This window comes from Pseudomonas sp. LTJR-52 (assembly GCF_003691465.1).
In the GTDB taxonomy this organism is placed as follows: domain Bacteria; phylum Pseudomonadota; class Gammaproteobacteria; order Pseudomonadales; family Pseudomonadaceae; genus Chryseomonas; species Chryseomonas luteola.
The window spans coordinates 4,348,440-4,370,090 of record NZ_CP033105.1; the positions used below are offsets into that span (position 1 = coordinate 4,348,440).

Below are 21,651 nucleotides of genomic sequence, written 5' to 3' on the forward strand. Positions count from 1 at the left end.
GACAATCCGTGTGACAGGGAGAAGTCAAATGTACGAAGCCGCTCGCATTGACGATGAGATCGTCCATACCAGCGCGTTAGGCGGTTTTCTTGCCGGAGCGGCGATAGGTATTGCCCTTGTAGTAGGAGTAGCGGTAGCAACCGCTACCTGCGGCTTTGGTGTTGCCCTGATGGCGGGCGTACTGGCTGGCTTTGGCGGAGCAGCACTGACTGCGCTCGGCGAAACGATCGGACGATCAATGAGTACCCCCGCCGGAGGGATTGTTTCCGGCTCGCCCAATACCTTTATCAACGGTCTAGCGGCTGCGCGTGTTGAGGCGGACACCGGCGTCTGTGAGAAGCATAGCAAGCCCCCGCAAATTGCCCAAGGTTCAGCCAAAGTCTTCATCAACGGTTTTCCCGCTGCCCGTAAAGGAGATCAACTCACCTGTGGTGCAACGATTGACTCGGGTTCTCCTAATGTAAATGTTGGAGCCGAAACTCAGACCTATCTGCCTATAGATGACGAAGTACCAGCATGGTTACGTACCACAGTTGATGTTCTGATGGCACTCGGTGGCGGTATAGGCAGCCTTGTGAAAATGGCAGCCAAGAATGGCTTGAAAGCCGTCATGCCCTGCGCGCTCAAATTTGCAGCCACTTTTGCCGCTTCCGAGGCGTTTACACGAGCAGTAGCGGCCCCAGTATTGACGCGTGCTTTCGGTGCACTATTTGGCCATCCGGTTGACGCGGTAAATGGTCGTAAACTATTGCTGGAAGACAGTGAAATCGATTTTACGCTTCCCGGCCTGCTGCCTATTCATTGGGCACGCTTTTACTCCAGCGACATCGAGCGTGAGGGTATTCTCGGGCACGGCTGGGTACTGCCCTGGGAGCAAAGCCTACGGCGCGAGAAGAATCGTCTGGTTTTAAGCGATAACCAGGGTCGGGAAATTCCGCTCGAACTACTAAGTCCCAATGAGCGAGTCTTCTATCCAGCGGAGCAGTTTACGGTCGTCTGTACTGAGGGCGGCCATTATCTATTGCAGACTCTCGACTGTACATTTCTCTATTTTGGCGACCTACCAGAGGATGGCACGCCTGCTCCGCTCAAACGCATCGAGGATGCTCACGGTAATTACCTGGCGCTTACGTATCGAGAAGGTCGGCTGACCGATATCCACTCAAAGAGTATGGTACGTATCCATCTCTGCTACAGCGAAGCGGGTAACCGCTTGGTGCGGGTAGAGCGTATCGAGGATTGCAAGCCGGTGGAAACCCTTGTTCGCTATGCTTACGATGCGCAGGATCAACTCGTCGGCATCACTAATCGCAATGGCGCTACCAGTCGACGCTTTGGCTATGATCACGGCCTCATGGTCATGCATGAAAATGCCCTAGGTTTGGTGTGTCATTATCGGTGGGGCAAACTCCCAGACGGCAGCCTGCGAGTAACAGAACATTGGACCAGTGATGGTGAGCGCTACAGCTTCAGCTATGATCTGGCAGCTCGTACGACATACATTATTGATACCTTAAATCGCAAAGCCATTATTCATTACGATGAAAACCGTCGTGTCACTTTTGCCCAAGACTTTAGCGGTGAGCAATACCACATTGGCTTAGATGAGTCAGGCAACATAACGGGTGTGACGCTGCCCGACAGCAATACGCTAGCGTTCGAGTACGATCAGTTTTCAAGACTAGTCAAAGACACCGATCCTATCGGTCGCTCGACGGTATATACCTATCATCTCAATACTGAATTCCTTACCTCACTGACGAGGCCCGATGGCAGCGCACTTAGCTGGGAATACGATGAGGCAGGTAGCTTGCTGGCTCAGACGGATGAGCTTGGTGCAATCACTCGCTATCTTAGTGCCGATAATGGCCTACCCCATACCGTAACGGATGCCTTAGGCAACAATACTTATTACTGGTGGAACGCCCTTGGCCAAGTTACTCGGTATCAGGACTGCTCAGGCAACCACACCCACTATGCCTACGGTGAACACTTACATCTTGCGGCAGTAACCGACGCGCTCGGCCAAACCACCCGACTGCATCGCAAACCCGACGGCGAAGTCCTCCGGGTCGAGCATCCTGACGGCAGTATAGATTCCTATACCTATAATGCGCTTGGGCAGCTACTTACCCATACTGATGCTGATAAGCGAACAACAAGCGTCACTCGTAATGCTCGCGGCCTACCCGTAGAGCGCAAGGACGCCAAAGCCCAGCGGGTTCGTTACCACTATGATCAGGCGCTGCGTCTGGCTGCCCTGGTAAACGAGAACGGGGCGGCCTATCGTTTCGCCTATGACTCTGCCGACCGCTTGATTGAAGAGGTCCGTATAGACGGACTACGCCGCCGTTTCCACTACAACGTATCCGGCGCACTGGTCCGCATGGATGAGCATACCGCTGACCAGGCGGGACTAGGTCAGACACGCTCAAGCGAATTTGAGCGCGACGCTATAGGTCGTTTGCTCAGCAAAGTAACTCGGGATGCTCGCCTGGATTACACCTATGACGAAATGGATCGGGTCGTAGCCATCGAACGGCAGCCCAGCGAGCACGGTAAAGCGCTGGGCATACGGCCGGATTTTCTTAGCTTCAGCTACGACAACGCTGGCCGCCTGGTAGAAGAGCAGTCAGCCTTGGGCGCACTAAGTTACACCTACGATGCGTTAAGCAACCTTACTCAGCTCAGCCTGCCGGATGGCCGCACACTCAATCACCTCTATTATGGCAGCGGGCATCTGCACCAACTAAACCTCGACGGCTTGCTGATCAGCGACTTCGAGCGTGACGCCCTACACAGGGAGACCTTGCGTACCCAGGGCAGCCTGACCAGCCGCTTTGGATACGACAGCTTTGGCCGTAAGCGCTGGCAAGCCGCTATTGGGTTGCCACATGAACAACTCTCGCAACTCAACGAGCAAAAGAACAGCCTGCTCGGCCATCCTGAACATCCCGCCACGTTGATTCATCGTCGCTATGAGTATAGCAAGGCGGGCGAACTGTTGAGGCAGGCTGATAAGCACCGCGGTATTACGGACTACAAATACGATGCCATTGGTCAACTGCGTAGCCGCGAACCACACCACCCTCAGCTCGGTAATGAGGATTTTGGCTACGACCCTGCCGGCAACCTGAGCGCCTCTCAAGCCTTGAGCCCAGACAACCGCCTCAAGGCCTGGAAAGACCTGCGCCTCACCTACGATGCCTGGGGTAACGTGAGCGAGCGGCACAGTTCAAATGGTTATCAGCGTTTTACCTACGACTGCGAAAACCGCCTGGTTAAAGCCGAGACCTATCGTGGCCATAACTCGCTCAGCCAGGCCACTTACGAATACGACAGCCTGGGCCGCCGTATTGCCAAGCATGTCTCTGTAGAGAGCAAGACCGAAACGACCCGCTTCCTATGGCAAGGCCTGCGCATGCTGCAGGAGCAAAAGGCGGATCTGCACAGCCTGTATATCTACGAGCAAGGCAGCCACGCCCCGCTCGCTCGTGTAGATACAGAGCCAAGCAAGGCAGACGCTGAGCCCCAGCGCTATTACTTTCATACCGACCAGATTGGTACGCCGCTTGAGGTCACGGACGATACCGGCGGTATGGTATGGCGCGCCTATTACAAGACATGGGGTGCGTTGGAAGCGCTGGCTCCCAGAGAAATCGAGCAAAACCTACGGTTTCAGGGGCAATACTGCGACGCCGAGACGGGCCTGCACTACAACACGTTTCGTTATTACGATCCGGTTGTGGGACGGTTTACAACGCAGGATCCGATTGGTTTGTTGGGTGGGGAGAATCTCTATCAGTACGGGAAAAATCCGCAAAGCTGGCTAGACCCTTTAGGCTGGTGCTCAACGAAACTTGGGCAAAATATGGGTGCTAGGTCTGGCGATGGTATGGCAAATCACCATCTTATCCCCGAAGAACTGATGAAGCACAAAGCTTATGAGAAATTATTTTCCAGGCTTAAAGCAATTGGATTCGATGGTGACGGCGCGCCCAATGGCATCTTTTTACCTGGAAGCCAGAGTCTTGCAAAAACCTTAGGTCTTCCAGGACATTGGTCTAGTCATAGACTTTATACAGAGGCTGTTAACAGAAAGCTGACCGACTTGAACAGAGTCTTCTTAGCTGGGAGACTAACCGATACTCAGTTGGCTCTTGGAATAGGTAAAATCCAGAGCTTTGCGCGAGAGGGCTTAGAGTCTGGTAAGTTTGTAATTGATCAAGTGACCTCGAGATTATTATAGATGATTGAAACTAAATTTTATATTCTAAACTATGAAGCTGATGGTTTATCAAATCCCTATATGCTTGGGTCTATCGGGACCCCAGAAAAATGGGAGTGGCAGCTTTATGAGCCATCACCAGAAAAAATTAAAATAAACGAATCTTATACTCTAGATATAACTGAGAGTAATATTGAAAATATAGGGTTCGATTATTATGAAAACCCTGAAGTAATTGTATCAAGTAGATTCCTAGATATATGTAATAAATTTTCGGTGCCTTACAGAGCGATACCTTTAAAAATAATTAATAAAGGCAAAGAAATAAGTTCATCTTATTTTTACTTTTTACCAGGAAAAAGCATTGAGGCCATGGATAAGAGATACTCAGAATTTACTGTTTCTAAAGATGATAGAACCGGAGATTTTTTAAAAAGTGAAATTTGGCCAAACATAGAACTATATGATGAAATCAAAAAATTTGTCCCGAAGTGCGATATTTCTCTAGATCTTTTTAGATGCATCGAGAATTTAAAAATCATCGTCAGCGAAAGATTCAAACTAGAAGCAGAAAAAAATAAAATTATTGGAATAAGCTACGAAACATTGGATGATAGTTATTCTTTCGATATATGGGGCACCTTAAATGACCTCTGATCGATCATGTGCTCTGGCATTATTTTTATCATTATTAAATATAAGTATCCTTAATTTAACCTTCAACTGTTGTTTAATTTTTAAGATCCAGAGATCACTGTAGCGGTAACCGATTGCTCACGTATCCGGTGACTATAGCTGCAGTTGAGTTTAGTAGGTCGCGAGACCAGCCAATTGGATCCTATATAAAGCATGGCAGGCAGCTACGCTCGCTAGACTAGATACCAACTCGCACTCGCACCAGCTTAATCAAAAGTCTAAACGATATTACTTCCATACCGACCAGATCGGCACGCCGCTTGAGGTCACGGATAGTACCGGTCGCATGGTATGGCGTGCCCATTACAAGACATGGGGCGCGCTGGAAGCCCTGGTCCCGAGGGAAATCGAGCAGAACCTACGCTTTCAAGGGCAGTACTACGATGCCGAAACGGGTCTGCATTACAATACGTTTCGTTATTACGATCCGGTTGTGGGACGGTTTACAACGCAGGACCCAATCGGGTTGTTAGGGGAAGTCATTTATATCAATATGCAGTCAACAGCCAGTCTTGGGTTGATCCAGAAGGCCTTACCACTTATAACACTATGAATAGTATAAGTGGTTTTCAAAAACATCACAGCATCCCCAAGAACTTAAAGCACATGAAGCCTTAAAGGCAGCAAATTTCAATATACATAATTTAAAAAACATAATTTACTTACCAAAATACGTTGAGAATCATGCAGCTAGGACAGTCCATCGAGGTTCACACCCCAAGTACACTGAAAACATTAGAGCAGACCTAGACGCATTACATAGCTATGGAAAGTCTAAGAATTGGAATTCAAGTCAGTATCGTGAAGCCTTAGAGAAGCTTATAATTGAGAATAGGCAAGGCTTAAGATCTGGAAGAATATTATTAAACAAAAATTCAATAAGGACAGGAGGATGCTGATGTACCTAATTGATATAGATGAAAAATATCCCAACAATTACTGGCTCGAATATGACACAAACATTTTTCCTGACTCACTAAGCTTGAAGATAGGAAAGCCCGTAAATCCGAATGATTTTAAAGACATATATCTATCTGCAAAATCAAACGCATCAATCAAGAATTTAACTTCTTATGATTACCTGTTTAGTAATGGCCCTGACGTCATAAGCAAAAGGCTCGCCAAGCTACTTACAAATTTCTCCAAAGATTCTATACAGCTTTTAGAAACAAAAATAAGACATAAAGGCAAATTCCATGAAGGGTTTTACATAGTAAACTATTTATCTATACAAGAAGCTTTTGATATGGCCAACTGTATATACAAACCAATAATTGATTTTCTCCCAGATGGACCTAAGAAGTTTACAAAAATTACTTTAATTGATCTACAGACTGAAAAATCAATATTTAGATGCAAAGAATGTCTCTCAGAAGTAGCAATTTCTAACGATGTCGCCAGAGAGATAAAAGAATCCAATATTAAAGGAATACAACTTCTCGAAAAGAAGCTCAGGCTTTAATTTTATCTATCGAAGATAAAGTGTCTGAATCGATTAAAAAGAATTGTGCCTATTCTGCCATTGCTGGAGGATAAAGCCAGTCGTTCTTTGTCCTTTCAATGAGCGCAAGAAGCGAGCGGTGTTATAGACCCAGAGATGATCTTTTATATGATTCTGCAATTGTTTAAGCGAGGCATGGTGAAAGTCCTTGCTAGTGGCCTATTTAATCGTGCGGCTCAAGCGTTCCACCTAATCATTGGCCCAGGGGCGGAGGAGCCTAGTTAGCCGGTACTCAATGCCGTCCCGATGGCTCACTCGTGTAGATACAAAGCCAAATCGCCAGATGAGCCCAAGCGCTATTACTTTCATACCGACCAGATCGGTACCCCGCTTGAGGTCACGGACGATACCGGCCGTATGGTATGGCGTGCCTATTACAAAACATGGGGCGCGCTGGAAGCCCTGGTCCCGAGAGAGATTGAGCAGAACCTGCGGTTTCAGGGACAGTACTACGACGCTGAAACGGGCCTGCACTACAATACGTTTCGTTATTACGATCCGGTTATAGGGCGGTTTACTACCCAAGACCCTATAGGTCTGAAAGGCAGCTTTAACTTCTACCAATATGCATCTAACTCTATTATCTGGACTGATCCGTAGGGATGGAGTCCATGTAGCCGTCCTGGCGGCTATAAAACTCATGATATAGATGCTCATGGAAAATTATCACCTGGAGTTAATAGAGTTCAAGGGCATAAAAATATAGCTGATGATCGATATATACAATCTCACCATTTTATTCAAAATGAATGGGCTAAAAGAAATATTAGTGGTTACAGAAGAAACAAAGCACCTGCAATCTTGATTCCTAGCGCAAGCGGAGAGTCACATGCACTTATTTCATCTATGCAAAGGAGTCGTAGACGCATTGAGGGATGGGGTGGCACTATAAGAGATGAGTTCAATGTAGCTTACAGAGAAATGTTAGAGGCTGGTATTGACAGCAGCGCAGCACGTAAGGCTGCTAGTCGATCTTATAAATATTTTTATTCTTTAGGTGCTTTATAATGGAATTTGAATTTTTTAAGAAAAACAAACCTGCTTCAGAACAAGAAATTATAAAAAAATTAAAGAATTAGACATATCTTCAGAAAACCATATAGTTAAGCTATGGAAGAACTCCGATGGCGGCGAGCTTACTCATAACATCAAAATATATTCAACAAGCGAAATAGTTGAGCGAAATAAAACGTATGAAATAGATCTTTACTTTCCTGAATATATACTTATTGGAGACGATTCAGGCGGTAGATTAATCCTAGCAAAAAAATCAAAAAATAATTTTTTATACTTTATAGACGCTGGTTCACCTTCATTAGAAGGCGGGCAGAAGTTTTTATCACTCGAGAGACTGATTGAGTTTACTTATAATGAAGAGGCCAGTTCACAGCTGGACACAGATAATATTGATATAGTTTCAACTGGAGTAAAGAAAATCACTGCGAAAGACGTTTTATTAGTAAAAAAGACACTTAATTTGGAAGCATCTCTAGGCATAATAAAAGAATCGTTATGCATAAAAGATAAAGCCTTACTGTGCAATGTAAATAAGTTTAAATATGAAAAGTCGATTCAATTATTATCTGAGCTCGTTATTGCAAAACCCAATAACACTATTGATAAAAGCTAATTTTTTAGACTGCATCCCATAGAAAATCAACTCCCGATAGGGTGTTAATGTTTGAGAAACTAGCGGGAGCAAAGGGCATATTTACGATGAATGGCAGTTAGGCCATGGTAATTATGAATACAACTGACTAGGCCGCTGTCGCGAAGCATGTTTCCATGGAAATGAGCCGCGACTATACGCTTCCTCTGGCAGAGACTTACCATCTTAATTTAGGATTTACTGTCGAAGAAATAATGAAACATGTTGTTCCAATAGAAGGTCTAGAGTTTAGTGGAGTAAGCGATCGTAAAGGGTCACTTATTCCGGACGGGGATCACCACAAAAGTACAGCTTCGACTTTTTTCCATAAACATTTACAAGCCGCCCTGTTAAAGGCAAGAAAAGAAGCAAAGGAATAATCGCCAAACACCGTCATAAACATATAAAAATAGGAAGCTATTAGCATGATGAGCGATCATATTCACCTTTGGCTAGGGAATAACTTTCAGCCTGAAGAGGAATACATGAAGTATTTTGAAAAGGACTATTCAACAGGGGGATATTTTGATGATCCAGGCTTTAAGGTTTGTGGCTTCTGCAAAGACATTGGACATTTAACTTATGACGAGGATTACATAGCTATAATTCCACGCAAAGAAAAACCTGTACCCATTGATGACTGGCTTAAAGAAGCCTACATAGACGATAGTGAGCACGCACGCATAAAGCTAATCTGTGAAAGAGCAGGGCTTAAAGAAGCAAACACTATGCTCATATATAGCGACGGAGACTTATCGATTTCAGAACCGTACAAAGAAAATTACAACAAACTTATATACATAGGGAAGTTTCTCGAATCTTAAAATCTTTTAAGTTGACCTGCGACTCAAAAGTAACTTTAGAATCTCGACTATCATGACAGATAGGCGACATACCCTCATATAGAAAAATCTAAAATTCGAATCGACGGTTGGCGCTAGCCCCCCTAAATATATTTTCCTAAATAAGACATACCAAAATAATTTATATGCATTATCTGGCGAAAATACTTGGCCAAATTTTCGGAAATTGAAAGGATAGTTTATGAGCGACGCGCTAACTGTGCTTAAAGATTTTATGATAGAAATGAATGAATGGGAGAACGAATATTATGATTTACTTATGAAGCATATTGAATGCGTGGAAGATACAGAGCTTATAGATGATCAATATAGAGAAAAGTTAAAAATAATACTTGAACGATATGTCTTAAATGTGGGAAAAAATTACAGAAGATTAATTTCCTTAAATTCTGGATCGCCTACAACTTACAAGTTTGAAAGAGACGTTATCAAACCAATTAAAAGCACACCAAAACAAATAACATATTTACACCAGCAATCCGTAGGATTTAAAAATGAATTTAAAATAACGCTAGAAAAAGTGGAAGACACATGGAAAATAAGTAAGCGCCAGCTTCTGGATGAAAATGACAAATGGTATCCGGCATCTATTTAATTTTAAAAAGATAATATCACTATGCCAGAATAGACAGGCCTGAATGCAGAGCCGTCTGACTTGATTTCATTTGGGCTACTAGACTAACTAAAGCGCTATCGTAAGCAGCAGCGGATGATAATTCACCGCAATCATACGATGCTTTCTCCTCGCTGAATGGTAGGGCTGATGTTGATGATTTTTCCTGCTATCGGACAATTTCGTCAAGAAAGGTGTGCCTTTGATGCACCATAATTTTTTGAGCCAAGCCAATTATGAATTCGGCTGCCTAGGCCGTTGCATTGGCAATACATGTCTTAACAGAGGGCAAAACCGAAACGACCCGCTTCCTCTGGCAAGGCCTGCGCATGCTGCAGGAGCAAAAAGCGGATCTGTACAGCCTGTATATCTACGAAACCAGCAGCTACGCCCCGCTCGCTCGTGTAGATACAAAGCCAAGCCAGCCAGATGAGCCTAAGCGCTATTACTATCATACCGACCAGATCGGTACGCCGCTTGAGGTTACGGACGCTACCGGTCGCATAGTATGGCGCGCTTATTATAAGACATGGGCCGCGTTGGAAGCGCTGGCTCGTTCGTTATTACGATCCACTGGCGGGACGATTTACGAGCTTTTTGAGGCTTATGATCGCTTAATGACATTAAAGTATATGTACGCTTATGCAACGGGACTCATATTCTTAGTAAAATGTAACGGCCTGTACAAGCAGTTAACCTTGTAGAAAATTGGCTAAGGAGGCAGGGTTGAGATGAATTTTTTAGACATTAAAGAAAAAATCGAAGCAGATAGCTTTTACGAATCGATTTTTGTAGATAGAGACTGGAATACTGCATTAGATGCCAGAGACCATGAAGAATTTGAATCCGCCTGGTCCTCGGTATTTAAAGAAATAAGAACAATAAATCCATATGAAATTTCAGAAGTTTCATCACTCAGAGAAATAGCATTTAAAAATACTTTCAAATTAACTCAAAACTCAGAGCTAGCAGGGTATGCATCTGATGATATTGGTCTAATCTCTGAAGCAGTCTTAAATAAAATCGAAAATCATTTTATTGAAAGATTATGGTCTAGCTACGTGGCAGGCATTTTTCCGACAGACCCTCTATTTGATTTATAGTCCACAATGATAAATTTACAGCTATAAAATATATATAACTAAATAGTTAGACCTTCGCTTTTTTTGTACAAAATATAGACTACAAATGAGTAAAATCAAGATAGTAAAGAGAATTGTCCCAACTTCAGACTTAAATAAACATTGTGGTATCACGTTTGGTGGTAGCCAAGCGAAAGTAGAGGCCTGGCCAAAAAATCCTGACCACTTACCGCTTACATTGGTTATGAGTATAAACTGCTCTCTAGCTAGACTTTATTTCTTACTGGACACTATTCCAAATAATGGAATAATCTATATTTTCTCGACCTATCACCCGAGCGAATACTTTCTAGATTTTATAAGTACCTCTGGCAGCGTTGAAGATTTACAGTTTATTAGCAGTGGATACACCCAAGTTATATATAGCGAAGACCTAGAAGCAGAATTTATAAAATCGGAGACATATACTATACCTGAGACATACACCAAAATTGTTGACGAGCATTTTGAGGTGGATGATTTTGTAGTTTGCTCCATGATAACAAGCGAAACCCCAAAACAACTTTCCCTAGAAAAAGAAATCGCCAAAAATTACAATGTTGCGCTACAAATTTACTCCTCTGACTTTCCAAACCCTTATAAAGATATATTCTATCTTACCGACGCAAATGCTTACCTACTAATTCCTAAAACACAGTCATCAACCACTTTCAAAGGGGTATTTTTTATATCTCCATCTTAATCTTTATTTATAAACTTTAGTATTAGAGATATGGGAAGCATAATACCATTCAAAAATTGGCCAAAATAAATGACCGATTTTAAAGAACCGGCCATTTAGCACACTGATCATGTAGCTATTTAATTGGTTACTATTCCCGAGCATCCAGCACAATCTTGCCCCGCGTATGGCCTGTCAGGCTTCTCTGTAGCGCGTCAGCTGCGTTGGACAAGGGCATGGCTTCTACTTCGACGTTAAGTGCTCCCCGGTCAAATAGGTCGGCAATCTGTGCTAGTTGCTTACGATCTGAACGGGTAGCGAAGCGTTTGCCTGTTGCTCCTATGCTACGAGCAGCCTCTTCACTCGGCGCGCTGACAGGCGATACCAGCACACCGCCCTTTTTTAACACTGACCAGGAGCGGGTTTGAGTTTCGCCGCCTACAAGGTCGATTACGATATCTACATCCGAAACAACTTTCTCAAAGGCTTCATGGCGGTAATCAATGAGTTGCGTAGCGCCTAGTGCATGTAGGTAATTATGATTATGGGCAGATGCCGTCGCGATGACTTCAGCGCCAGCTATACGAGCCAACTGTACGGCCATGCTGCCAACCCCGCCCGCCGCTCCCTGGATCAGGACACGTTGGCCTGCCTGAATGGCGGCATGCTCATGCAAGGCTTGCCAAGCCGTCAAGGCTGCCGCCGGCACGCCGCTTGCCTCTAGCAATGAAAGGCTGTTGGGCTTTAAGACCAAACGGTCGGCATCCGCTACGGCCTGGGTGGCGTACCCACCTGTAATACCGATGAAGCCAAAAACCTCCTCGCCCAGGCTGAATGTGTCTACGCCCTCACCTAATGCGATAACCGTTCCTGCGACTTCAACCCCTGGCGTATAGGGTAACGGTAAGGGGATAAACTGCTTCATGGCACCGGAGAGAACTTTCCAGTCGATTGGATTTATTCCACTGCCAGCTACCTGAATCAACACTTGTCCTTTACCCGGCGTCAGATCAGCTACTTCTTCAAGGCGGAGTACGTCGGGGTTCCCATATTGCTGTGCACGTATGGCTCTCATGATGATTTCTCTAGTGAAGGGTTTGCAAGTTATGCCAGGCCGCTAGCCTGGCATCTGCCATTAGCTACGACGGGCGTCCAGGCTGTACTGGCCAGCCCCAAGAACCACTACTTGAAGAAGCCCACCGGCCATGGCGATATTCTTGAAGAAATGAATGAACTGATTTTGATCAGCCAGATTGCTATGGAAGGCCAGTGCGGTCACTACGCTAAACAAGGCCAGGAACGCAGCCACCGCTCGTGTCTGATAACCGAGGACCAACGCTATACCGCCTACCACCTCAACCAACACGGCAACTCCGAGGGCAATGGCAGGAAACGGCAAACCGACCGACTCGATATAACCCATAATCATGGCGGGCGCAGTAATTTTGGAAATGCCTGAAAGAATGAAGATTGCACTGATCAGTATCCGGCCCAGCAATGCAGTTGTAGCTGCTGAAGCATTGGAAACGGATGTATGGGAAGTAGTTTGAACAAGGTTGGCTGACTGTGACATGAGTAGATCCTCATTTAGGACGCATCATCATGATGTGTCTCGATGGGGAGAAGTCTGCCTGTGGTTTGCTATTCGCAATAGCCGATTAATTTAGACCATTAGATTCGATTTAATCGAACATAACCTGTAGGCCTAACTCTCCTGAGCTTCAAGGTGTGAAGCTCAGGAGATAGCGGGGGTTAGTAGTCTCTGGGTAGCGCAGAAAAGACAATGCCCGCTCCGAATGGCATCCGGGCGGGCATCAGGATAACGCGATGATGTTTACACAGTGGCTTTTAAACGGATTCGTGTTTCCGGTAACGGGATGAACTCATGCTCTCCAGGTACGCCTGGAAAACGCTGTAAACGCCAGTCTTCGGCAGCCTGCTCGATGCGCTCACGGCGGCTCGATACAAAATTCCAGAAGATATGTCTCTTTTCAGGAAGCGGCTCCCCTCCCAGCAAGATCAACCGAGTCAGTCCCATTGCACTTAGTACAATCTCGGTTTCTGGTTTGAAGATAACCAGCTGGTCCCGGCCGAAGCGACCATCCTGCCCACTCACCGTAACCTCACCGCTTACGACGTAGATGGCCCTTTCGACATGCTCTTTATGGATGCGATAGCGCGCTCCGGCCTCCAGTACCACGTCGGCGTAGAACAGATCAGAAAACGTGCGTGTAGGTGCCTGTTTATCATGCAACGCGCCAGCTAGTACCCTGACGGTAACCCCCTCGTCCTCTATTACAGGAATCTCTCCTGCGCTGACATGTTGAAAGCCTGGGTCGGCTTCTTCATGGGCAACCGGTAACGCTAGCCATGACTGAAAGCCAAATACCGTACCACCTGCTTGCCGGGCTGACTCGGTGCTGCGCTCGGAGTGGACAATTCCTTTACCTGCCGTCATCAGGTTGATTTCGCCCGGCCGTATGGTCTGGACATAGTGCTCGCTGTCGCGATGCAACATCTCGCCGTCCAGCAGGTAAGTCATGGTCGACAAACCAATATGCGGATGGGGCCGTGTATCAAGCCCCTCGCCTGCCTTGAAAACGGTTGGTCCAAAGCTGTCCAGAAAAATGAAGGAGCCCACGGTACGTCGCTGTGCAGAAGGTAGAGCGCGGCGTACTTTAAAGCCATCACCCAAATCTCTTACGGCTGGCAGGATGAGATGCTCAATAGCGGATGCAGAATTCGATAACGTCATGGTTGCGGGCCTCGCAGGGCATAGGTGCAATCGGCGGATTGCAGGCAAAAGACTTCACTCGGAAGTGACTACCAGGCCAGACTAAAACAGATGGGCGTTCAGCAAAATCCAGATAATATGCATTAAAACGTTCGAGGAATTCGAAATGATGTCTGATCCCGGTACGCCTACGCTGGACCAGTTGCGTGTCTTTCTTACCGTTGTTGAGGTGGGTAGTTTTGCCGGGGCTGCTCGTAAGCTACACCGGGCTACGTCTGTTATCAGCTATACCATTGCTAACCTTGAGATGCAGTTGGGCGTGACCCTTTTTGATCGCAAAACTACTCGTAAACCTCAGCTGACAGACGCTGGGCGAACGGTATTAGCCGAAGCGCGCATGGTGTACAGCGGCATCAACGGACTGCGTGCCAAGGTAAAAGGACTTCTGCAAGGTCTTGAAGCCGAGATCCATCTGGTGCTGGATGTCATGTTGCCCAGTGCGCGGGTAGTGGATGCCTTGAAGGTATTTCGAGAAACCTTTCCCACTGTTTCCCTCCACCTTCATATAGAAGCATTAGGCGCCGTCACGCAACGGGTACTGAATCGAGGCGCCGCGTTGGGCGTCAGCGGTCCTTTGATTACTAACCTTGATGGTTTGGAGCGGATTGCAGTGGGCAGCGTTGACCTGGTGCCCGTTGCAGCACCCAGCCATCCATTGGCCTCAAGCGCCAACGCTCCTGGCGCTACCCGTGAGCATGTGCAACTGGTCCTGACGGACCGCTCCACACTGACCGAGGGGCAGGAATACGCCGTTATGAGCGCCCGCACCTGGCGTCTGGCTGACCTTGGTTCCAAACACATGCTACTCAAGGAAGGTATTGGCTGGGGAAACATGCCGCAGCCCATGGTAGAGAGTGATATTACCGACAATAGGCTGGTATTACTGGATTTGCCAGATTGCCCTGGTGGCACGTACGACTTTACCGTGATTTATCGTACCGATTCACCGCCTGGCCCTGCTGCCACATGGTTAATTGAGCGCTTCAAGGCACAGGCCGCACAAAACCTTTGATCGCTACTGTTCGATTTTATCGAACGAACCGGTCGATATTAGCTGGCTATTTTCGAATCTTGAGCCATGCGAAAGTTTCTCCACTGCGGCACTGGCCGCTTATTCCACTCAGGAGACGTCACATGGCTAAGGTTCTGGTTCTGTATTACTCCTCTTACGGTCATATCGAGACCATGGCTGAAGCCGTAGCAGAAGGCGCGCGTGCGGCAGGCGCTGACGTAGATATCAAACGTGTCCCTGAAACGGTACCGGAAGAGATCGCCAGGAGTGCGCATTTCAAGCTTGGCCAAGCAGCACCGGTAGCGACCATTGCCGATCTTGAGCATTACGATGCGATCATTGTGGGCACAGGGACCCGCTTTGGCCGGATGAGCAGCCAGATGGCCGCGTTTCTGGATCAAGCAGGCGGCTTATGGGCACGCGGTGTATTAAATGGCAAAGTGGGCGGTGCCTTTACGGCCTCAGCTACACAACACGGCGGCCAGGAAACGACCCTTTTCTCCATCATCACCAACTTGTTGCACTTCGGCATGACGATTGTCGGACTTCCCTACAGCCATCAAGGGCAAATGGGTGTTACAGAGGTGGTAGGTGGCGCACCATATGGCGCTACTACCATCACAGCGGGGGATGGCTCACGTCTGCCGAGCGAAACAGAGCTTGAGGGTGCGCGGCACCAGGGTGAATTAACGGCGAGAACCGCTATCAAGCTGTTCGGCTGAGCAGCGCTTTTGTTCTTCACTTACATAATCAGGAGACCGCAATGCGCACTGCAACCGAACTGCTGCAACAACACTTCGAGACATTCGTAGCCAATCAGCCCCAATGGCAAACCTTGATTGCGGATGATCTTTTATGGGAGCTTCCCTTTGCCCCGTCACTAGGGCATCCCGCACAACTGGCGGGGCGTGAAGCGGTGCTTCATCACGTAGGCTGGTTCGTGGGTGCGGTAGAGCAGTTCCGCTTTTATGACCTTAGAATTCATGCCTCGGATAGTCCCGATGAAGCGAGTGCGGAAGTAAAGGCGGAAGGTATTATTACGGCAACGGGTAGGACGTATCGTCAGGACTATGTGCTGTTCGTTCGCGTGAAGGATGGAAAGATTGCATTCATTCGCGAGTACTTTGATCCGGTCAGAGCTGCACTTGCACTTGAGGCTCCCATACCGGGTTTTGAGGTGATCAGTGCTGATTAAAGAGCCTTTGCGTTCATAGTGCTTCCGTACGCTGTGCTTTTCAGGCAGACCTAACAGACAGGATGCTTACCATGCGTGGTCAGAATTATGCGGAGCTCCAGGCATTCGTGGCGATTGCTGAACGTGGCAGTTTCGTTCGGGCTGCTGAAGAGTTGCAGGTATCCCCTTCTGCACTTAGCCAGACAATACGTAGTTTGGAAGAGCGCATGGGGGTGCGCCTCTTCAATCGCACGACACGCAGCGTAAGTCTGACCATTGCCGGCGAGCACCTGCTTGAGCGGCTTAGACCGGCGTTGCAGGAGGTGGCCAACGCGGTAGAGCACGCGTGCTTGTTTGGCGAAAGGCCTGCCGGCCGCTTGCGTGTTCATGCGTTACGGCTGGCCTCGCGTGTATTCCTCGAGCCTATTTTCCAACCTTTCTCGGAGGCCTATCCCGAGATTGAACTGGATGTCGTGCTGGACGATCGACCCGTGGACATCGTCGCAGAGGGATTCGATGCTACCTTGCGCCTGGGCGAGCTGATCGAGCAGGACATGGTGGGGATCAAGCTGGGGCCAGAACTCCGGCAGATTCCAGCCGCCTCGCCGAGTTATCTTGAGCAGTACGGGTATCCAGAAACGCCGTATGACTTGGAAAATCACCGCTGTATCAATTGGCGCTGGCCAGGCCAGATTCATCCGTATCGCTGGGAGTTCAAGCGTGATACTGAGTGGTTCGCCATAGCCGTCAAAGGCCCGCTCATCGTGAACGATCAGCGTGTTGCCATTGAGGCTGCCGTCAATGGTGTAGGCATTGCCTTTTGGTTGGACGACCAGATGGAGCCCTTTATCCAAGCTGGAACATTGGTCCCGCTACTGCAGGAATGGTGCGCGCCGTTTGATGGTTTTTATCTGAGCTACCCTCGTCAGCGCCAACAGCTGGCCTCGCTACGGGCATTTATCGATTTTCTGAAAAAAGACTCCGCGCGCAGGCGTTGACGAGCCAACACATGATAATTCGCGGCCAGTAAAGCCCTTATCAGCATTTGGATTTAGCTAACCGACACTAACACTTGTTATGTCTGCCGTAGAAGCGGCCGTCCATACGTCCCTTTCATCCCTGCCCTATCTACCTCTCGATTATTTAGCCCTCCTTCATAAGGCATGAAGAAGCGCGGCGATTATCATGCCGGGCAAACTCGATATCGTGATCTCGACTTCAACCACAGCCGCTTGCGGCGTTTGAATACTTGAGGAGAGACATGATGACTACAACTCCCGTACAAGAGCTTGAAGGTAAAGTCGCCATCGTCACCGGTGCCGCGGGTGGAATCGGCGAAGCTGTAGCCACACTGTTTGCTGAACGTGGCGCATTTGTCGTCGCCGAGGACATCAAGCCATCTGTTGTCGAGCTTGAGCAAAAATCAGAGCGCATCGCTGCGCTGGTAGGCGACGTAGCCGAAGAATCCACCGCACAGCGTGCGGTTGCCCTTGCCATGGAGCGCTTTGGCAGGGTCGATATTCTGGTCAACAATGCTGCGATCATCCTCAACATAAACGTTACCGATATGTCCGTCGAGCAGTGGGATAAGGTCATGAACGTCAACGCACGCGGCATGTTCCTGCATGCTCGTGAGGCGATGCGCGTCATGATCGATAACAAGCGCGGCGCCATCGTCAATGTAGGCTCCTATGCCTGTCAGGTAGCGTTTCCTACCATTGGCGCCTATGCCGCATCGAAAGGGGCTGTCGCCCAGCTGACAAAGGTGCTGGCGCTTGAAGGCGCGCCGCATAATATTCGCGCGAATGTCGTCGCGCCCGGCGATGTAGAGACCGGCATTCTGGATGACATCATGTCCGACGGTCGCGCCTTTCTGCGTGAACATGCCACCCGTGCTCCGATTGGGCGAGTCGCCCAGCCCAGGGAGATTGCCGAAGTGATTGCGTTTGTCGCTTCCGATCGCGCCAGCTTCATGACCGGCTCGGTTGTCATGGCAGACGGTGGCTACACCACCGTTTGAGTCCTTTCGTACGCCTGCTGCTCTATCAGGGCAGTAGGCCCCTGGATGACTATGGAGACTTCCCTATGTCTCAGTTTACTAATATCGCTTTCATTCGCGCCCGGTCGGGTAGGACAGAGGTGCTGGGCCAGCAGCTGATGTCATTAATAGCACCCTCACGCCATGAACCGGGTTGCCTCGGCTATACGGTTCATCAAGGTCGCGACGAGCCGAACGAGTGGTTTATCCACGAGGTCTGGCGCTCTCCAGAAGACCTCGCCGCTCACCTTGAGCGGCCTTATGTAAAAGCCTTTCTGGCGCAGCTCCCAGCACTTATGGACGGTGAGATTGACATGCGGGCTTTTCAGTTGATCGATCTGGAGCCTGCATGACCCCGTTATCAACATGACAGGAGAGATCCCATGAATCAGACAGCACACTCCCCCGTATGGTTTGTGACAGGCTGCTCCACTGGCTTTGGCCGTCACATTGCGGAATACGTACTGGCGCAGGGTTACCGCGTAGTGGTAACGGCACGCAAGCCCGAGCAGTTAAAGGACCTTCAGAATAAAGGTGAGGCGCTGGTACTGCCGCTGGATGTTACAGACCCGCGTCAGGCAAAGATCGCCATCGAGTCAGCCGAAGCTGCTTTCGGCGCTGTAGATGTGCTGGTGAACAATGCCGGCGTTGGGTATTTCGCCTCAGTGGAGGAAAGCGATCTCAACCAGGTACGCCAGATGATGGATGTTAACTTTTATGGAGTTGCGAATATGCTTCAAGCCGCTTTGCCTGGTATGCGCCAACGGCGGCAGGGCATCATCGTCAATCTGACCTCCATCGGCGGGCTCTGCGGCTTTCCTGCGGTGGGATACTACTGCGCCAGCAAATTCGCCGTTGAGGGATTATCAGAAACCCTTCGCCAGGAAGTGGCGCCGTTAGGCATTCATGTCATGACGGTAGAGCCCAGTGCGTTTCGTACGGAGTGGGCAGGGTCAGCGCATGAAACGCCGCACACCCATGAAGACTATGCACCGACAGCCGGTGCAGCTATCGAAGCCTATCACCAGTCGATTGGCAGGCAACCGGGCGATCCCGCCCGAGCCGCCGCAGCCATTTTTAACGCAGTTGAAAGCCAGGAAAAACCGGCACGCCTACTGCTGGGCAATAGCGCATTCGAGTGCGCCTTAGGCAAGTTAGATGAACTTGCGCGAGATTTTGGAGACTGGGAAGCCGTTTCGCGCGGTGCCGACTATCCCGGCTGATAGATGACCTTTTGTTTGTTCACCTTGCGAGGAATGAACCATGAATCGATTTGACAAAAAAGTCATTGTTATTACAGGCGGAGGCTCTGGCATCGGCGAAGCAGCGGCCCGCCGCTTTCTTTCAGAGGGCGCTTCGGTTGTTCTCTCTGGACGAAACGCTGAACGCCTTGAAGCAGTAGCCGATGGATTTTCTTCTGACCGGGTAATGACCGAGGTGGCAGATGTGTCGCAACGCGAAGCGTGCGACCGACTGGTCGATCATACTGTGGAACGGTTTGGTCAGTTAGACGCAGTTATTAATGCGGCAGGTATGAATCTGGTCGGCAGCATCAGCGAAACCAGTGATCATCATTGGCGAGCCTGTATGGGCACGGATCTGGATAGCGTGTTTTATATCAGCCGTCGTGCAGTGCCACATCTGGCTCGTACAAAGGGGGTCATAATCAATGTCGGGTCCGTTTCTTCACTGGGTGGCGGCTGGTCGCACGCTGCCTACTGTGCAGCCAAAGCAGCCGTAGCCAACCTGACACGCTCCATCGCCTGTGATTATGGCAAATATGGGGTCCGGGCTAACACGGTGTGTCCCGGTCTTACCCTTACCGGCATGGTAGAAAAGATCATGGATGACGAGGCCTTGCTTGAAAAGGCGTGGGAGCGTATTCCCTTGCGCCGTGCAGCGAAACCGGAAGAAATTGCCGCCGCCATTGTCTTCCTGGCCAGCGAAGAGGCCGCTTACATTACAGGCGTAACGCTACCTGTGGATGGAGGACAAACCGCCACCGATGGTGGGCCTGAATGGGGCAAGTAATCACTATTAAAAAGGCATCATGCTCTGAAGTCATTAACTTCCTTCAGAGCATGATGCCGAAACGTTTAACTGGCTTTCCAGGCCTAAAAGTCCCTAGTCGGGATAGCATCATATTGATACCAAAGCGGATTATGCCTTTCGCCTGGATTGCCCAATGTGCTTGGCCGGCGATACGCCAAAAAAGCGGCTGTATTCCCGGCTGAACTGCGAGGGACTCTCATAGCCCACTCTGTAACAGGTGCTGGTCACATCCAGTCCTTCGGACATCATCAGCCGATGCGCCTCGTTCAAGCGTAACTGCTTCTGATACTGCAAGGGACTCATGGCGGTAACCGCCTTGAAACGATGGTGAAACGCAGATGTACTGAGGTTTACGTGCTTGGCTAAGGCATCGATACTGAGCGGCTCGCAAAAGTGGTTATTCAACCAATCAATCGCACGCGCCACCCGCTGTGCCTGGCTATCCCCAAACGCCACTTCATACAGGCGATGCCCGTGCTTACCTTTAAGCAATCGATAGTAGACTTCCTTTATCGCCATGGGCGCAAGCATGGGAATGTCATCTGGAGACTCCAGCAACCGCAACAGGCGCAGCATGGTGTCCAGAATGGACGGATCAATCTGGTCCAGAAACAACCCACACTCCGCCGGGCGATCAGGGACGCCGATCGGACTAGCATCTGAAACCAGCTGAGCGATTTCGCAAGGGTCGAGATCGAGACGAAGACACAGATACGGTTTATCGCTGGTCGCTTCGATCACCTTGCCTGCCAGCGGCAGGGTAACGGAAACCACCAAGTAGTGAAGCGGATCATAGCGGTAGCATTCTTCCGCCAGCTGAACTTCTTTTGCTCCTTGCACAATGATGCAAAGACCTGGCTTATGAACAGTATGGATGGTCTGTGTCGGCTGATCGCTACGAATCAGATGCAGTGGCTGAATGGCAGTTGGATGAACACCAAAGTCAGGAGCAAAGCGCTCAACGATACGGGCCAGCTCAACGCGACGGGACGTCATAGAGTCCAACGCTTCAGCGTACTCGCTTGCAAGGCTCGTCATCTTGCGGTTCTCCTGCGCAGTAGCCAGTCAGGGATTTAGCCGAAATCAGGTATGTATGTTTTAGCAGCCTGCGCATCGCGAGGAAAGTAATCACTGCTCAGCATTCGGTATGGGCACCATCACCACGTGGCTACACGCCTCAAATCGTTACGCTCAGGTTAACGTTCTGACGGTGAGGTTGATTGAAGGTT

General features: G+C 48.7%; 25 protein-coding genes. 21 read left to right on the forward strand and 4 right to left on the reverse strand.

Annotated elements, in window-relative coordinates; translation table 11 throughout:
- Positions 1–28 precede the first annotated feature (28 nt).
- From EAW52_RS20290 to EAW52_RS20345, 13 genes are all read left to right on the forward strand, one after another.
- Positions 29–4,249 carry an RHS repeat-associated core domain-containing protein gene (locus EAW52_RS20290; protein WP_122043812.1) on the forward strand — a complete coding sequence of 1,407 codons (4,221 nt, stop codon included), beginning with the start codon at positions 29–31 and terminating at the stop codon, positions 4,247–4,249.
- On the forward strand, positions 4,250–4,885 hold the full coding sequence (locus EAW52_RS20295) for an Imm43 family immunity protein (RefSeq protein ID WP_122043813.1): 636 nt from the start codon (positions 4,250–4,252) through the stop codon (positions 4,883–4,885).
- Between the two features lie 325 nt (positions 4,886–5,210).
- Entirely contained in the window at positions 5,211–5,477 is a 267-nt protein-coding gene (locus tag EAW52_RS20300) for an RHS repeat-associated core domain-containing protein (RefSeq protein ID WP_256680646.1), read from the forward strand.
- Positions 5,478–5,559: 82 nt separating this feature from the next.
- A complete protein-coding gene (locus tag EAW52_RS20305; RefSeq protein ID WP_122044874.1) occupies positions 5,560–5,823 on the forward strand; it encodes an AHH domain-containing protein in 264 nt (87 codons plus the stop codon).
- A complete protein-coding gene (locus EAW52_RS20310; protein ID WP_122043814.1) occupies positions 5,823–6,386 on the forward strand; it encodes a hypothetical protein in 564 nt (187 codons plus the stop codon). The genes EAW52_RS20305 and EAW52_RS20310 overlap by 1 nt, the downstream gene beginning before the upstream one ends.
- A 285-nt stretch (positions 6,387–6,671) precedes the next feature.
- On the forward strand, positions 6,672–7,025 hold the full coding sequence (locus EAW52_RS26665; RefSeq protein WP_122043816.1) for an RHS repeat-associated core domain-containing protein: 354 nt from the start codon (positions 6,672–6,674) through the stop codon (positions 7,023–7,025).
- A gap of 120 nt (positions 7,026–7,145) precedes the next feature.
- Positions 7,146–7,433, forward strand: coding sequence for a hypothetical protein (locus EAW52_RS26670; RefSeq protein ID WP_305955129.1), 288 nt, complete (start codon positions 7,146–7,148; stop codon positions 7,431–7,433).
- 777 nt (positions 7,434–8,210) lie between these two features.
- Positions 8,211–8,453 carry a hypothetical protein gene (locus EAW52_RS25990; RefSeq protein WP_162997666.1) on the forward strand — a complete coding sequence of 81 codons (243 nt, stop codon included), beginning with the start codon at positions 8,211–8,213 and terminating at the stop codon, positions 8,451–8,453.
- Between the two features lie 48 nt (positions 8,454–8,501).
- Positions 8,502–8,897, forward strand: coding sequence for an immunity 22 family protein (locus EAW52_RS20325; protein ID WP_256680842.1), 396 nt, complete (start codon positions 8,502–8,504; stop codon positions 8,895–8,897).
- 220 nt (positions 8,898–9,117) lie between these two features.
- Positions 9,118–9,531, forward strand: a complete 414-nt coding sequence (locus tag EAW52_RS20330) for an NTF2 fold immunity protein (protein WP_122043820.1) — start codon at positions 9,118–9,120, stop codon at positions 9,529–9,531.
- A gap of 347 nt (positions 9,532–9,878) precedes the next feature.
- Positions 9,879–10,253, forward strand: coding sequence for an RHS domain-containing protein (locus tag EAW52_RS20335; RefSeq protein WP_122043822.1), 375 nt, complete (start codon positions 9,879–9,881; stop codon positions 10,251–10,253).
- A 27-nt stretch (positions 10,254–10,280) separates the two neighbouring features.
- Positions 10,281–10,652 carry a hypothetical protein gene (locus EAW52_RS20340; protein ID WP_122043823.1) on the forward strand — a complete coding sequence of 124 codons (372 nt, stop codon included), beginning with the start codon at positions 10,281–10,283 and terminating at the stop codon, positions 10,650–10,652.
- Positions 10,653–10,737: 85 nt separating this feature from the next.
- Positions 10,738–11,373, forward strand: coding sequence for a DUF1963 domain-containing protein (locus EAW52_RS20345; protein ID WP_122043824.1), 636 nt, complete (start codon positions 10,738–10,740; stop codon positions 11,371–11,373).
- Between the two features lie 130 nt (positions 11,374–11,503).
- On the opposite strand, the gene EAW52_RS20350 is transcribed toward EAW52_RS20345, so the two are convergent.
- The 3 genes from EAW52_RS20350 to EAW52_RS20360 all read right to left on the reverse strand — a co-directional run bounded on the left by EAW52_RS20350 (position 11,504) and on the right by EAW52_RS20360 (position 14,107).
- Positions 11,504–12,427 carry an NADP-dependent oxidoreductase gene (locus tag EAW52_RS20350; protein ID WP_122043825.1) on the reverse strand — a complete coding sequence of 308 codons (924 nt, stop codon included), beginning with the start codon at positions 12,425–12,427 and terminating at the stop codon, positions 11,504–11,506.
- A gap of 60 nt (positions 12,428–12,487) precedes the next feature.
- Positions 12,488–12,925, reverse strand: a complete 438-nt coding sequence (locus EAW52_RS20355) for a DoxX family protein (RefSeq protein WP_122043826.1) — start codon at positions 12,923–12,925, stop codon at positions 12,488–12,490.
- A gap of 261 nt (positions 12,926–13,186) precedes the next feature.
- Positions 13,187–14,107, reverse strand: a complete 921-nt coding sequence (locus EAW52_RS20360; protein WP_122043828.1) for a pirin family protein — start codon at positions 14,105–14,107, stop codon at positions 13,187–13,189.
- 145 nt (positions 14,108–14,252) lie between these two features.
- Here EAW52_RS20360 and EAW52_RS20365 point away from each other — a divergent pair, with 145 nt between their 5' ends.
- The 8 genes from EAW52_RS20365 to EAW52_RS20400 all read left to right on the forward strand — a co-directional run bounded on the left by EAW52_RS20365 (position 14,253) and on the right by EAW52_RS20400 (position 20,401).
- A complete protein-coding gene (locus tag EAW52_RS20365; RefSeq protein ID WP_122043829.1) occupies positions 14,253–15,158 on the forward strand; it encodes a LysR family transcriptional regulator in 906 nt (301 codons plus the stop codon).
- A 122-nt stretch (positions 15,159–15,280) separates the two neighbouring features.
- Complete coding sequence (gene wrbA / locus EAW52_RS20370; protein WP_074828235.1) at positions 15,281–15,880, forward strand: NAD(P)H:quinone oxidoreductase; 600 nt, start codon at positions 15,281–15,283, stop codon at positions 15,878–15,880.
- A gap of 41 nt (positions 15,881–15,921) precedes the next feature.
- Complete coding sequence (locus EAW52_RS20375) at positions 15,922–16,353, forward strand: nuclear transport factor 2 family protein (protein ID WP_010798986.1); 432 nt, start codon at positions 15,922–15,924, stop codon at positions 16,351–16,353.
- Positions 16,354–16,424: 71 nt separating this feature from the next.
- Positions 16,425–17,330, forward strand: coding sequence for a LysR family transcriptional regulator (locus EAW52_RS20380; RefSeq protein WP_122043831.1), 906 nt, complete (start codon positions 16,425–16,427; stop codon positions 17,328–17,330).
- Between the two features lie 263 nt (positions 17,331–17,593).
- Positions 17,594–18,352, forward strand: coding sequence for an SDR family NAD(P)-dependent oxidoreductase (locus tag EAW52_RS20385; RefSeq protein WP_372238866.1), 759 nt, complete (start codon positions 17,594–17,596; stop codon positions 18,350–18,352).
- Between the two features lie 65 nt (positions 18,353–18,417).
- A complete protein-coding gene (locus EAW52_RS20390) occupies positions 18,418–18,723 on the forward strand; it encodes a putative quinol monooxygenase (RefSeq protein ID WP_122043833.1) in 306 nt (101 codons plus the stop codon).
- A 30-nt stretch (positions 18,724–18,753) separates the two neighbouring features.
- The gene (locus tag EAW52_RS20395) at positions 18,754–19,593 is read left to right on the forward strand and encodes an oxidoreductase (RefSeq protein ID WP_122043835.1); all 840 of its coding nucleotides are present in this window, start codon (positions 18,754–18,756) and stop codon (positions 19,591–19,593) included.
- 40 nt (positions 19,594–19,633) lie between these two features.
- Positions 19,634–20,401, forward strand: a complete 768-nt coding sequence (locus EAW52_RS20400; protein ID WP_122043836.1) for an SDR family NAD(P)-dependent oxidoreductase — start codon at positions 19,634–19,636, stop codon at positions 20,399–20,401.
- Between the two features lie 129 nt (positions 20,402–20,530).
- On the opposite strand, the gene EAW52_RS20405 is transcribed toward EAW52_RS20400, so the two are convergent.
- On the reverse strand, positions 20,531–21,460 hold the full coding sequence (locus EAW52_RS20405; protein WP_122043838.1) for an AraC family transcriptional regulator: 930 nt from the start codon (positions 21,458–21,460) through the stop codon (positions 20,531–20,533).
- Between the last annotated feature and the right edge of the window lie 191 nt (positions 21,461–21,651).

What these genes read in the sequence shown, in the direction of transcription:
- EAW52_RS20290 (WP_122043812.1), top strand. Translation starts at nt 29, where the DNA reads ATGTACGAAGCCGCTCGCATTGACGATGAGATCGTCCATACCAGCGCG.
- EAW52_RS20295 (WP_122043813.1), top strand. Translation starts at nt 4,250, where the DNA reads ATGATTGAAACTAAATTTTATATTCTAAACTATGAAGCTGATGGTTTA.
- EAW52_RS20300 (WP_256680646.1), top strand. Translation starts at nt 5,211, where the DNA reads ATGGTATGGCGTGCCCATTACAAGACATGGGGCGCGCTGGAAGCCCTG.
- EAW52_RS20310 (WP_122043814.1), top strand. Translation starts at nt 5,823, where the DNA reads ATGTACCTAATTGATATAGATGAAAAATATCCCAACAATTACTGGCTC.
- EAW52_RS26665 (WP_122043816.1), top strand. Translation starts at nt 6,672, where the DNA reads ATGGCTCACTCGTGTAGATACAAAGCCAAATCGCCAGATGAGCCCAAG.
- EAW52_RS25990 (WP_162997666.1), top strand. Translation starts at nt 8,211, where the DNA reads ATGGAAATGAGCCGCGACTATACGCTTCCTCTGGCAGAGACTTACCAT.
- EAW52_RS20325 (WP_256680842.1), top strand. Translation starts at nt 8,502, where the DNA reads ATGAGCGATCATATTCACCTTTGGCTAGGGAATAACTTTCAGCCTGAA.
- EAW52_RS20330 (WP_122043820.1), top strand. Translation starts at nt 9,118, where the DNA reads ATGAGCGACGCGCTAACTGTGCTTAAAGATTTTATGATAGAAATGAAT.
- EAW52_RS20335 (WP_122043822.1), top strand. Translation starts at nt 9,879, where the DNA reads ATGCTGCAGGAGCAAAAAGCGGATCTGTACAGCCTGTATATCTACGAA.
- EAW52_RS20340 (WP_122043823.1), top strand. Translation starts at nt 10,281, where the DNA reads ATGAATTTTTTAGACATTAAAGAAAAAATCGAAGCAGATAGCTTTTAC.
- EAW52_RS20345 (WP_122043824.1), top strand. Translation starts at nt 10,738, where the DNA reads ATGAGTAAAATCAAGATAGTAAAGAGAATTGTCCCAACTTCAGACTTA.
- EAW52_RS20350 (WP_122043825.1), bottom strand. Translation starts at nt 12,427, where the DNA reads ATGAGAGCCATACGTGCACAGCAATATGGGAACCCCGACGTACTCCGC.
- EAW52_RS20355 (WP_122043826.1), bottom strand. Translation starts at nt 12,925, where the DNA reads ATGTCACAGTCAGCCAACCTTGTTCAAACTACTTCCCATACATCCGTT.
- EAW52_RS20360 (WP_122043828.1), bottom strand. Translation starts at nt 14,107, where the DNA reads ATGACGTTATCGAATTCTGCATCCGCTATTGAGCATCTCATCCTGCCA.
- EAW52_RS20365 (WP_122043829.1), top strand. Translation starts at nt 14,253, where the DNA reads ATGATGTCTGATCCCGGTACGCCTACGCTGGACCAGTTGCGTGTCTTT.
- wrbA (WP_074828235.1), top strand. Translation starts at nt 15,281, where the DNA reads ATGGCTAAGGTTCTGGTTCTGTATTACTCCTCTTACGGTCATATCGAG.
- EAW52_RS20375 (WP_010798986.1), top strand. Translation starts at nt 15,922, where the DNA reads ATGCGCACTGCAACCGAACTGCTGCAACAACACTTCGAGACATTCGTA.
- EAW52_RS20380 (WP_122043831.1), top strand. Translation starts at nt 16,425, where the DNA reads ATGCGTGGTCAGAATTATGCGGAGCTCCAGGCATTCGTGGCGATTGCT.
- EAW52_RS20385 (WP_372238866.1), top strand. Translation starts at nt 17,594, where the DNA reads ATGATGACTACAACTCCCGTACAAGAGCTTGAAGGTAAAGTCGCCATC.
- EAW52_RS20390 (WP_122043833.1), top strand. Translation starts at nt 18,418, where the DNA reads ATGTCTCAGTTTACTAATATCGCTTTCATTCGCGCCCGGTCGGGTAGG.
- EAW52_RS20395 (WP_122043835.1), top strand. Translation starts at nt 18,754, where the DNA reads ATGAATCAGACAGCACACTCCCCCGTATGGTTTGTGACAGGCTGCTCC.
- EAW52_RS20400 (WP_122043836.1), top strand. Translation starts at nt 19,634, where the DNA reads ATGAATCGATTTGACAAAAAAGTCATTGTTATTACAGGCGGAGGCTCT.
- EAW52_RS20405 (WP_122043838.1), bottom strand. Translation starts at nt 21,460, where the DNA reads ATGACGAGCCTTGCAAGCGAGTACGCTGAAGCGTTGGACTCTATGACG.